Below are 12,512 nucleotides of genomic sequence, written 5' to 3'. Positions count from 1 at the left end.
ATTAAATAGTGCTGTGGTTTTATAAAATTATAGATTAGTTAATATTATATTATTTGTATTATAGTTAAGTAAAATTATTAGTGTTGTACTTTAAAATAAATATGCTCAGTAAAGATTAATTGTTTTTGGTTGGTGGGTTTTTTAGTTTTTGTTAATTGTTATATCTAGATATAGTATATAATGACATGTGAAAATAGTATGGATGATAATGATTAAATCAACTTCTTTTCAATCCTTTAAAGTAAATTTTAGTAAAATACAAAATATTCTTTATAAAGGTTAAAAATGCACTTTACTTTGCTAAATGAAAAAGATTTTTTCAACCCTTACTACCGCAAAAAGCAAATCACACAAAATGAATTTGACACTTTTTGCAAGGCTTTAACGCAGTATATAGAAAGGCTTGAAAGCTCACAAAGCGAAAACGAAGACTATCTTGTAGCCAACGCACTTAGTCCATTTTTAACCACGCTAAATTTCAAAACCCACATCAAAACCAAACAAAAAGGCAAAAGCGAGATTGATTTAGCCATCGCTAAAGATGAGCTTAGCAAAGACTTAGAAGTTCTCATCGAAGCTAAAAAGCCCAACTCAAAAGAATTCATCACCCACACAAAGCCAAATTCCAAATCCTTGCATGAGGCTATTTTGTATTACTTTAGAAATAGAGAACATAGCTTTAGCTTGAAATTTATCATCATCACAGATTTTTATAAATTTTACATTTTCAAAGCTAGTGAGTTTGAAGAGTTTTTTTATAAAAATACAAGTTTTAAAAAGCTTTTTGAAGAATTTCAAAGCCCAAATTCACTTTTTAAAGGCAACACCGATGAATTTTACAAAGAAGCAAGCAAACTCATAGAAAATTCTAAAGAAAGCTTAAAAGGCTTTTTCATTGATTTAGCCTTTTTAAAAGACAAGCAAAAGTCAAATTTCAAAAACCTAGCAAGCATTTTTAAAACCTTCCACAAAGACTTTTTACTAAATGAATTTAGCCCAAATGACGCAAACTCACTAAACAACGCATTCTATAAAGAGCTTTTATACATCTTGGGTTTAAGCGAGAGCAAACAGCTTTCTAAATTCATCATTACACAAAGTGAGCAAAGCAAACAAACCCAAGGCACACTTTATCATCTCATAGCGAGCAAACTTCCAAAGCATGACTTTGAAGAGGTGCTAAAATTCATCATACTTTGGCTAAATCGTATTTTATTTTTAAAGCTTATTGAGTCAAATTTGGTTAGATTTAACGATGATAAAACCCTTAAATTTCTAAACTATGAAAAAATTCCAAATTTCACCACCCTTTCACACCTTTTCTTTGATATCTTAGCTAAAGAAAAGCACACAAGAGCGCAGAGTAAATTTAGCTATTTGCCTTATTTAAATTCATCACTTTTTGAAAAACAAGCCGTCGAAAAACCACACTAGAAATCGCCACTTTAGAAAATGACGCTTTGCTAGAGTACTACCCACACACGCAGTTAAAAGATGACAAAGGAAAAAGTAAAAAAGACAAAGTAGGTTTGCTTGAGTATTTGTTTGAGTTTTTAGACAGCTTTGATTTTGGAGCAGATGAGCAAAGCGAAGAACTCATCAAGTAAAAAGAACTCATCAACTCAAGCGTTTTAGGAAATGTCTTTGAAAAGCTAAATGGCTACAAAGAAGGTAGTTTTTACACCCCAAGCTTTATCACTTCATACATGTGTAAAGCAAGTATAGAAAAAGTCGTGCTTGATAAGTCTAACCATGCTTTTAAGCTAAATGCCACCAAGCTAAGCGAGCTAAGAACTCAGCTACGCCAAGAAAAATCCCTCAAGAACAAAAACTAGCCTTGCTAAATTCCATACGCATTTGCGATCCTGCGGTGGGAAGTGGGCATTTTTTAGTTTCAGCTTTAAATGCCATGCTTATGGTGCATTATGAGCTTGGTTTGTTTGAAGAGGACTTTTACCTAAGCGTGCAAAATGATGAAATTTTAGTGCAAAATCACAAAGGCCAATTTTTAGAGTATAAACGCCCTGATTTTGACAAAGACAAAACCCACCTTTGTCAAAAAGAACTTTTTGAGCGTAAAAAAGACATCATAGAAAACAACCTTTTTGGAGTAGATATCAACCCAAACTCATGTGAGATCACTAAACTAAGGCTTTGGATAGAGCTTTTAAAACACAGCTTTTATGAAAGCTTTGATGATACAAACTATCATGATCTTAAAACCCTACCAAACATCGATATCAACATAAAATGTGGGAATTCTCTTATAAGTTATTTTGAAATTCACAAAAGCCTTTCTCACTACCCCAACATCAAAGAACGCATGGATAAATACAAACGCATAGTCAAAGACTACAAAGAAGGCTTTTACACCGACAAAACTCTCATCGCAAAAGAGATCAAAAACCTCAAAGAGTCTTTTAAAAATTTCTGCTTAAAAGACAAATTTGCCAAAGAGATCAAGCAACTTACCAACGGTGCTAATGAATACTCTAAAAAATACGGCGATTTTTTAGCACAAGATGAAAAAGATGAGAATTTTAGAGCATTTTTCTCTAAAAATATGTTTGAATTTGACTTTGATGAAAGTGCTGCCAAGAAAGAATTTAAAAAGCTTAAAAAGCTTTATGAGAGTATATTTGACTTAGAAAGTGCAAATCCTTTTGAATGGCGTTTTGAATTTAGCGAAGTGCTTGATGAGAGCGGGAGTTTTCAAGGGTTTGATCTTATCATAGGTAACCCACCTTACATCAGACAAGAAGACATCAAAGAACTAAAGCCAAATTTAGCCAAAAACTATAAGGTATATAAAGGCACAAGCGACATTTATACCTACTTTTATGAGCTTGGGTTTAATGTGCTAAAGCAAAATGGTGTTTTGTCTTTCATCACTTCAAACAAATACACAAGAGCAGGTTATGGAGAAGCTTTAAGAGAGTTTTTACTCAAAAATACCACACTTTTAGAATACATTGATCTAAATGGTATAAAAGTCTTTGAAGGTGCTACGGTAGATACTTCCATACTAAGCTTTGAAAAAGCAAAAACTAAAGATAGTAGCTTTAAGCACCTAGCCCCAAGCACCGAGCTTTTAAAAGAAAACGACTTTAATATAGAAAGCATTTTAAATTTTAACAAAATCGCACAAAATTCTTTAAGCAAAGAAAGCTTTACTTTTAACGATGAAAGCACAAATGCGCTAAAAGCAAAGATAGAAAAGCACGGACTCCACTTAAGGACTGGCATGGGCTTAATATATATCGTGGAATTTTAACAAGGCTTAATGAAGCCTTTATTATCACTACTGAAAAAAGAGATGAAATTTTAGCTAAATGCAAAGATGAAGCCGAAAAAGAACGCACCGCCAAACTCATACGCAAAATGCTACGCGGTAGAGATATAAAAAGATATAGCTATGAGTGGGCGGGACTTTGGGTGATCAACGCTCACAATGGCTATAAAAGCAAAAGCGGAGAAAAGGTAGAAGCGATAAATATAGATGAATACCCTAGCTTAAAACAGCATTTAAAGCCGTATTATAAAACTTTAGAAAAAAGAACTGACAAAGGAAAAACACCTTATAACCTTAGAAATTGTGCTTATTTAGAGGAATTTGAAAAAGAAAAGATAGGCTGGCAAAGAGTAACCCAAGAACCGAGTTTTATTTTAGAAAACGAGTGTGTTTTATTGGATTCTATGGCTTTTATGGTAGGAAATTCTAAAAATGAACTTAAATATCTTTTGGGATTTTTAAATTCTAGTTTGATATTTTATTATTTTAAAAATATCGGGCATTTATATTCAGATAAAGGTTTTTTATTATCAAATCAATATGTAGAAAAATTTCCTATACCAAAAATAAATTCTAAAAATGAAAAACTAGCAAACGAGCTTATAAGCTTAGTCGATGAGATTTTAAATTTAAAAGAACAAGACAAAAACGCAAACACCCAAGAACAAGAAAACAAAATAAATTCCCTAGTCTATAAACTCTACAACCTAACCGAAGAAGAAATATCAATAATTGAAGGAAAGTGATGGCTATACAAATAAATAACTTTATAATGTATCTGAAGAATGGAAACTACACAAATGATTTTGAAATGTTTTTAAATTATCTAGCAGATGATGAAAATAATACAGCAGTAATAAAAGATAAAGATAAAATTATTGTAAATGAAGAAATTGTCATTATATTTAATGAGCAATTAAAAAATAAGTATTTTAATTTTTCGAATATTGTTTTTAACAAAACAGTGACATTTCAAAGTAATGATGAAGATGGTTTAGAACTTAATCTTGAAAATACATATTTTGAAAAATTAAATATATTGCATTGTACATTAGATAGTATTGTATTTGATGGTGAGATAAATCATATAAAAGAATTAAATATTAGTGAATGTAAATTTAAAGGAGTGACTATAAATTCAGATATACAAGGAGATGTAAAATTTCAAAAATGTATTTTTAAAGACTTTAATAAATATAATTCCGGTAAAAATATAAAATTTGGAGCAAATTTCGTATTTGACTTCTGTGAAACTGAAGATATAGTAAATTTAATGAATTTTGATTTTGAAAATAGAGTTAGTTTTGAAATGTCTAAATTTAAAGATAATATATATTTTAACAACTCTTATTTCAAAGATTATGTTGATTTTCATGAATGTAAATTCGATAAAGTTGCTTGTTTTTATGGGGTAACTTTTGATAAAGCTCCGAATTTTAGTGCTTGTTATTTTAAAGAACAAAAGGCTATAAATTTAACAAATGTCAATATAGATAATTTAGATTTTGAATCAGTTGAAAAATATATAGAATATAATTACAAAGATGAGACTTATAAAAACGAAATTGAAAATATACGCAGTGAAGAAAAAGAAAAAATAAATCAGATTAATAATAAACATCAATTAAGATATGCTAAAAATTTAAAAGATTCTTTCAGAGTTATAAAAGATGTTTTGATAAGCCAAAATAATATTTTAGAAGCTCAGGAATGGCATAAACTAGAACTTTATGCAAAAGAAAAAGAAACTATAATAAAAGCTATAAGCATAAATGATAATATAGATTCTAAAAATACTACTGCAAAATTTTTAAAAGAAGAATTATATAATTTTACTGAATGGATTAATTTTACATTGTTATTTGTATATAGAAACACTAGCAATCATCACACAAGTTTTTTAAAAATACTTAATTTCACAGTTGTAATGATTGCACTGTACGCTTCGCTTCTTTTTTGGCTACAAAGCGACAGTGCTGTTAAATCGGTTTTTGGTTTTATAGTTGCATTAGCTTTTGCAACGGTTGTAATTATAGCTTTTTTGTTATTTATTGCTCGCAAAAATATATTTAAATTATGCACATTTCGAATTTTTTTAATTGTGAGTATAGGATATGGTGTATTTTTATTACTATGTTTTCAAAATCCAGAGCCTATTATTATATGTTGTTATATTTTATTGGTTTCTTTTGTTAGTTTGATGTTTTTTTATGGAAAATACCCGCGTTTTTTTATTGTAGCTTTTGCATATATTGTTTTTTTTGCTGTTTTAATTGAAACACCACAATTTATCAACCCTTTTATAGGTGTTTTTTCATCAGAAAAACTTCATGAAAGTAAAATTGAAAAAGCCATTCAAGATTTAAATTCTAGTTCTATTATAAATCTTGCAAAAATTTCTCATAAGGATTTTAACCTATCTGGGCATTATCAAGATGTTTCTTTTGTAGAACTAGATGTGGCTAAAAAGTTAATCATAGAAAGCAAAGATAATATCTTAGATTTAAAAGAACAAAATTTAACCATAGCAACAGAATTTTTAGGTAAAAAATATACCGAAATTTCTAAAGCTATAAAGCAAGATGAAATCACATCAAATGTTATAAAATCTACTAGTGTTTTATATAGTATTATACTTTTACTTTGCATATTCTCACTCCAAAAAACCGCACGAAAAAACTCCATAGTGCCAAGTTAATGTTATAATTTGAAATTATTTAAAAAGAAAGGTAAATTATGTTGCGATTTTTTATAATGCTTTTTTGTGCTTTAAATCTTTTTGCCGCTACACCAAAAGATACTATCATCATCGCAGTGGAGAATGAACCAGAGCGTATTAATCCGCTTTTTAGTGAAGATCATGATGTGGCGATTGCACTTGTGTTTTCAGGACTTACACGCTTTGATGAGAATATGAATCTAGCGCCTGATCTTGCTAGCTCTTGGAAAGTTAGCAAAGATGGACTTGTTTATGAATTTACTTTAAGAGATGATGTGTCGTGGCATGATGGGGCTAAATTTAGTGCCAAGGATGTGGAATTTAGTATAAATGCTTTAAAAGATGAGAAGCTAAACTCGCCTTCAAAAGTAAATTTTGACGCAGTTAAAGAAGTAAAAATCATCGATGATTATCACTTGTCTATCACACTTTCAAAGCCTTTTCCTGCATTTTTAGACGCTTTGAGTGTAGGGATTTTACCAAAACATTTACTTGAAAAAGAAAATTTAAATACCACTAAATTTAATCAAATGCCTATAGGAACAGGATCTTATAAGCTAAAGCAATGGAAACAAGGTCAATACATGATCTTAGAAGCAAATGAAAATTATCATTTAGCTAAGGTAAAAACACCAAAACTCATACTAAAACACATTAAAGATCCAAGCATTAGCGCAATTGAACTTAAAAATGGTTCTATTGATGTAGCTTTGGTTGATTTTGCTTTAGCTTCAAATTTTGAAAATGATAAAAACTTTAAAATGCTTATAGAACCTTCGGCTGATTACCGTGCTTTGATGTTTAATCTTAATCATGAGTTTTTAAAAGATCAAAATGTGCGTTTAGCGCTAAATTATGCTATTGATAAACAAGCTATTATAAATTCACTTTTGCATTCTTTTGGAAAGGTAGCAAATCATCCTTTAGAAAAATCATGGGCAAATCCTAAAGAATTTGCAAGCTATGCTTATGATGTAAAAAAAGCAAATGAGCTTTTAGCAAAAGCGGGCTTTGCGAAAAATAAAAATGGCATTTTAGAAAAAAATGGCAAAGAATTTAGCTTTGAAATGTATGCTATGAGTGAAGATCCACTAAGAGTGGCTTTGGTAAATATCTTACAAAGTGAGTTTTTAAAGCTTGGCATAAAAGCAAAAGCGGTAGCTAAGCCAAGTGGAAGTTTTGATTATACGAAAATTGATAGCTTTTTAGTGGGTTGGGGTAGTCCTTATGATCCTGATTTTCACACCTTTAGAGTTTTTGCAAGCTCTCAAGATAGTGCTTTAAACTCAAGTGGATGGAATTTTGGCCATTATCAAAATGCTAAAGTTGATGAGGCTTTAACAAAGGCTAGAAATTCGCTTGATGTAAACGAAAGAAAAAAACACTATAAAGAATTTATCGATGCATTGCATAAAGATCCTGCGTTTTTATTTATAGCTTATATTGATTATCCTTTAGTTTTTGCTAAAAATATCCAAGGTATAAAACCTCACATTTTAGGTCACCATGGGGTAGGTTTTACTTGGAATGCTTATGAGTGGAGCAAAAATTAGTGTTAAAACTCATTTTTAAACGCCTTTTATGGGCGTTTTTTTTGATGATTTTTGCAAGTTTTTTATGCTTTGTGATGATTTATCATGCTAAAGGAAGTGTGGTTTTTGCTAGTGTGCCTCAAGGAACTAGTATTAAAATAAAAGAAGAAATCGAGCGTAATTTAAATTTAGACAAGCCCTTATTAGAGCAGTATGAAAATTGGCTTTTTAATGCCTTAAAAGGCGACTTTTCCTACTCTTTAATCAGCGGAGAAAAAGTTAGTGAAATTTTAAAAGAAAAACTTCCTTATACCATCATACTGGGGAGTTTAGCTTTTTTTATACTTTTTGTATTATCTTTGGTTTTAGCACTTTTTTGTGTTCTTTATAAAGATAGCTTTTTAGATAAATTTATCACTTTTTTAACGATGAGTTTTTTTGCATTGCCTGCTTTTTCTTTATCATTAATGCTTATTTTAGTTTTTGCTGTATTTTTTAAGCTTTTTCCAAGTTCGGCTATTGCTGATATTGGTTTTGAAGATGATGTGTTTAATCGTTTGTGGCATTTGTTTTTACCAGTATGTGCTTTAGTGCTTTCGCATTTAGCTGTTTTTGTGCGTTTTATAAGGACAAGTTTGATTGATAGTTTAAATCAAAGCTTTATAGAAAGTGCTTTTGCAAGAGGGCTTAGCAAAACAAGAATTTATTTGCACTTTGTGTTAAAAGATGCTTTTGGTTCTATACTTGCGTACTTTGGTGCTTCTTTTGTGAGTTTTTTAATGGGAACTTATATAGTAGAAAGTGTGTTTTCTTATGAGGGTGTGGGAAATTTGGTGATTAAAAGCATATTGTTTAAAGACTATCCTGTGGTGCTAGCTGTGGTGATTTTTAGCATTTTAGTAGTGGTGCTTGTAAATTTGATCGTAGAAATAATTTGTAAGATGATTAATCCAAGGTTTGCTAATGCGTAAGTTTTGCGTGATGATGATTTTGCTAAGTTTTATTTTAGCACTTTTTGCACCTTTAATAAGTTCTTATGATCCTAATTTAGTGGATTTAAGTAAGGCTAAAATAGCCCCAAATTTAAGTCATATTTTTGGCACAGATTTACTTGGTAGGGATGTTTTTACGCGTATTTTATATGCCTTGCGTGTTTCTTTATTTGTAGGGGTAATGGCGGCATTTTTTAGTGTGCTTTTTGCTTGTGTTTATGTGTTTTTAACAAGATTTTTTGCCTATGCTTTTTTCGCTAGGGTGATTGATATGCTTTTAGCACTACCTTCTTTGCTTGTGATTATGTTTTTTCAAAGCTTTTTGGCAGGATCTTTGTGGAGTATGATTTTTATCATCGCTTTGGGGCATTTTGCTTTTGTGGCAAAGGTGCTTGATGCCCAACTGAATAAATTTCAAAAACTTGAGTTTTATCAAAATGCTATCATTTTAGGTTCTAGCAAGATGAAAGCTTTATTTAGCGAACTTTTGCCTGCTTGTTGGAATTTGCTTTTTGTGCTTTTTGTTTTAAATATCGCTCATGCTATTACAAGTGAAGCCACTTTGAGTTTTTTTGGTTTGGGTGTAGAGCTTTGGACTCCAAGTTTAGGAAATATGCTCAATGAAGCAAGTAAGGCTGTGTTTTTAGGGTTTTGGTGGATGATAGTTTTTCCAGTAGCCTTTATACTTATGCTTATTTTGCCTTTGCTTGCTTTGGGCAATGATTTACAAGAAGAGATTAAAGCATGATAGAAATTTCAAATCTTAACCTTAGTTTTAAAGATAAAATCTTACTAAAGGATGTAAATCTTAATTTAGAAGATGGCAAAGCTTTAGCTATCATGGGTAAAAGTGGAGCAGGAAAAAGCTTGCTTTTAAAAAGTATGATTAAGCTTTTTGATAAACACTATAAACTCAATGCACAAAAATTTCAGATAGATCAAAAAGATATTTTAAATTTAGAAGAAAAAGAACTAAATGCCTTAAGAACTAAGGTAAATTTACTTTTTCAAGATGTTTATGGGAGTTTTTATCCTCTTGTTGATATAGGGGGTTATTTTAATATAGTTTTAAAAACTCATACTAATTTAAGCACAAAAGAGATTAAAGAAAAAGCCTTTTATTATTTTGAATGTTTAGGGCTTAAAAATCATGATCTTTTGTGGCATTCTTTTATATATCAGTTAAGTGGTGGTATGGCAAGACGCATTCAAATGGCTCTAGCTTTGTTAAGCGGTGCTAAGTATTTATTGTGTGATGAGATTACAAGTTCTCTTGATAGAGCTAATGAAGAAAAAATCATCACTATTTTAAAAGAGTTAAAAGCGCAATTTAAAAATCTCATTTTCATCACGCATGATATAAATTTAGCTAAAGAACTTTGTGATGAGGTAGTTATCATAGAAGATAAAACTTTGCTTTATCAAATGCCTATGAAAGAATTTTTAAACAATCCAAAAGGTATTTTTGCTAAAGAATTGTTAAATTATTTTGAGAATGAAAATGTTTTTAGAAGTTAAAAATTTAAGCAAATCTTATAAATTTAAAAAACACTGGTATTTAAAAGAAGAAGAAATTTTTGTTTTTAAAGATGTGAGTTTTTCTTTAAAACAAAATGAGAATTTGTTGCTTTGTGGGGAAAGTGGTAGTGGCAAAAGCACTTTGGCTAAAATTCTTTGTATGCTTGAATGTGCAAATACCGGAGAAGTTTTGTTTGAAAATGAAAATATATTAAATTTAGATTTTAATACTCAAAGAAAATTGCGCCAAAAAATACAATATATTTTCCAAGATCAAAAGCTAGCTTTAAATCCTTATAAAAGTACTAAAAAACTTTTACTTGATGTATATGAAAATTTTAAACTTAAGCCCGATTTTGAAGAGCTTTTTAAGCTTTTTGATGCTTTTGAACTTGAAAAAGATATTTTAAATTTAAAACCCTCTAAGCTAAGTGGTGGTCAAAGTCAAAGATTAGGTTTGATTAGAGCTTTGCTTTTAAGGCCAAAATTGCTTATTTTAGATGAAATCACAGCAGCACTTGATGTGGTAACTGCTTATAAAATTTTAAACTACTTGCACGCTTTTCAAAAAACGCATGATATTACTTATATATTTATTTCTCATCAAGAAAAAATCTTACAAGATATATGCCATAAAAAAGTGTTTTTGCAATAAAGATAAAAATTGTTTCATTTTGAAATATCATAAAATTTATTTTTTTGATAATAAGTTTTTATATAGCTAAGTTAAAGTAAAATAAATTTTAATTATGCTTGAATAAAAGGTTTATTATGACGCACGCAACTATAGAGCATCAATACTTTGGCATCTTTGCAATGCTTGTCATTGCAAGTGTTATATTTTTTACTTTGGTGTATATTTCTTCTAAAATAGGCTCCAAGCTCGCCTCTTGCAATAGAAAAAAACTCGGACTTGGAATTTATGAATGCGGGCCTATGGCTTCTAAGCAAGCAAATAAAATCAATTCTCAATTTTTTGTTTTTGCTTTGATTTTTATTTTGCTTGACATTGAAGTGGTGTTTTTATTTCCTTGGGCGGTGATTTTTAAAGATTTAACCGCAGAGCTTTCAAAATACGGCTTATCTTTATTTGCCTTGGTAGAAGTGTTTGTTTTTATTTTATTGCTTGCAATAGGTTTTTTATACGCTTATAAAAAAGGAGCATTCGCATGGCAGAGTATCAAAAAATGAGCAATGCGCCAGTTGTTTTAACTACGGTTGATAAGTTAGTGCAATGGGGTAGGAGTAATTCTTTATGGGCGCTATCTTATGGGCTTGCTTGTTGTGCTATTGAAATGATGGCAGCAGGTGGTGCAAGATATGATTTTGATAGATTTGGAACTATTTTTAGAGCAAGTCCAAGACAATCTGAGGTAATGATTATAGCGGGTACTTTAAGCAAAAAACACGCTGAATTTACAAGAAGACTTTATGATCAAATGCCTGATCCTAAATGGGTTATTTCTATGGGTTCTTGTGCAAATACTGGTGGTATGTTTAATACCTATTCTACTGTTCAAGGGGTAGATAGAATCATTCCTGTTGATATTTATGTGCCAGGCTGTGCCCCACGCCCTGAAACTTTTCAATTTGCTTTGATGATTTTGCAAAAAAGAATTCGTAAAGAAAAAGCAAGTAGAAAAATAGCTCCAAAAAGGCTTATATGATGAGAAAATATAGCGATAAGAAAAATGCTCAGCTAAAAAATTATTATGAAGATAGATTTTACCATGCACCTGCAACTAAAAAACTAAGCACAGAGAGTAGTGTTTTTGAGAGTTATCATCAAATCTTAAGCCAAGAATTTGAGTTAAAAAATTCTTTTATAGAGCTTGATTTTTGGGTGATTGAGATAAACAAAGATGATAATGTTGCTATTCTTAGCAAGCTTAAAAAATTAGGTTATAGTTGTTTTACTGATGCAAGTGCGATTGATTTTGTCGCTCAAAAACAAGGTTTTGAAGTATATTATCAGCTTTTAAATATGGAGAAAAATTTAAGAGTGAGAGTAAAGACTTTCGTTGGTTTAAAAGAAAAACTTCAAAGTGTTATGAGTGTTTTTAAGGGTGCTAATTGGTGTGAGAGAGAAATATATGATATGTTTGGAATTTTCATCATCAATCATCCGAATTTAAAAAGACTTTTAATGCCTGATGATTGGTATGGACATCCTTTTTTAAAAAGCTATCCTTTGCATGGTGATGAATTTGCTAAATGGTATGAGATAGATAAAATTTTTGGAAAAGAATACCGCGAGGTTGTAGGCGAGGAAAATAGAGATCCAGGTTTTGTAGATGAAAAAGACACGCTAAACTTTAGCAGAATTTATCATGAGGTTGGTAAAGGCGAAGCTTTAAGAGAAGATAAATACCTACAAGAATATCAAGAAGAAGGTGGCGTGCCTTTTGTGAAAAAAGCCAAAAGAACGCAAGTAAAAATTTTAGATAAGAGAAGATAAA

Annotated in this window: 9 protein-coding genes and 1 pseudogene; all 10 read left to right on the top strand. The window is 30.4% G+C overall.

Going from position 1 to position 12,512, the window contains the following annotated elements; genetic code table 11:
• Positions 1–285: 285 nt before the first annotated feature.
• The 10 genes and pseudogenes from EL235_RS07240 (at position 286) to EL235_RS07195 (ending at position 12,511) form a co-directional block, all read left to right on the top strand.
• Positions 286–4,038 (top strand): annotated as a pseudogene (locus EL235_RS07240) (type IIG restriction enzyme/methyltransferase).
• Positions 4,038–5,990: a hypothetical protein gene (locus EL235_RS07235; RefSeq protein ID WP_126341141.1), complete on the top strand. Its 1,953-nt coding sequence runs from the start codon at positions 4,038–4,040 to the stop codon at positions 5,988–5,990. The pseudogene EL235_RS07240 and the gene EL235_RS07235 overlap by 1 nt, the downstream one beginning before the upstream one ends.
• Positions 5,991–6,028: 38 nt before the next feature.
• On the top strand, positions 6,029–7,564 hold the full coding sequence (locus tag EL235_RS07230) for an ABC transporter substrate-binding protein (protein WP_126341140.1): 1,536 nt from the start codon (positions 6,029–6,031) through the stop codon (positions 7,562–7,564).
• Positions 7,565–7,575: 11 nt separating this feature from the next.
• Positions 7,576–8,514 (top strand): ABC transporter permease, encoded by a 939-nt coding sequence (locus EL235_RS07225; RefSeq protein ID WP_039619694.1) that lies wholly within the window; start codon positions 7,576–7,578, stop codon positions 8,512–8,514.
• Positions 8,507–9,283, top strand: coding sequence for an ABC transporter permease (locus EL235_RS07220; protein ID WP_039642390.1), 777 nt, complete (start codon positions 8,507–8,509; stop codon positions 9,281–9,283). The genes EL235_RS07225 and EL235_RS07220 overlap by 8 nt, the downstream gene beginning before the upstream one ends.
• Positions 9,280–10,053, top strand: coding sequence for an ATP-binding cassette domain-containing protein (locus tag EL235_RS07215; protein WP_126341139.1), 774 nt, complete (start codon positions 9,280–9,282; stop codon positions 10,051–10,053). Before EL235_RS07220 ends, EL235_RS07215 begins: the two co-directional genes overlap by 4 nt.
• A complete protein-coding gene (locus EL235_RS07210) occupies positions 10,037–10,708 on the top strand; it encodes an ATP-binding cassette domain-containing protein (protein WP_126341138.1) in 672 nt (223 codons plus the stop codon). Before EL235_RS07215 ends, EL235_RS07210 begins: the two co-directional genes overlap by 17 nt.
• A 116-nt stretch (positions 10,709–10,824) precedes the next feature.
• Complete coding sequence (locus EL235_RS07205; RefSeq protein WP_039627152.1) at positions 10,825–11,244, top strand: NAD(P)H-quinone oxidoreductase subunit 3; 420 nt, start codon at positions 10,825–10,827, stop codon at positions 11,242–11,244.
• Positions 11,223–11,720: a NuoB/complex I 20 kDa subunit family protein gene (locus EL235_RS07200; protein WP_039619352.1), complete on the top strand. Its 498-nt coding sequence runs from the start codon at positions 11,223–11,225 to the stop codon at positions 11,718–11,720. Before EL235_RS07205 ends, EL235_RS07200 begins: the two co-directional genes overlap by 22 nt.
• Positions 11,720–12,511: an NADH-quinone oxidoreductase subunit C gene (locus EL235_RS07195; protein ID WP_126341137.1), complete on the top strand. Its 792-nt coding sequence runs from the start codon at positions 11,720–11,722 to the stop codon at positions 12,509–12,511. Before EL235_RS07200 ends, EL235_RS07195 begins: the two co-directional genes overlap by 1 nt.
• Position 12,512: the final 1 nt, after the last annotated feature.

This window comes from Campylobacter lari, assembly GCF_900638335.1.
Lineage (GTDB): Bacteria > Campylobacterota > Campylobacteria > Campylobacterales > Campylobacteraceae > Campylobacter_D > Campylobacter_D lari_E.
The sequence above is the reverse complement of the archived record's forward strand: the minus strand, read 5'-3'. Positions and strand labels throughout refer to the sequence as shown.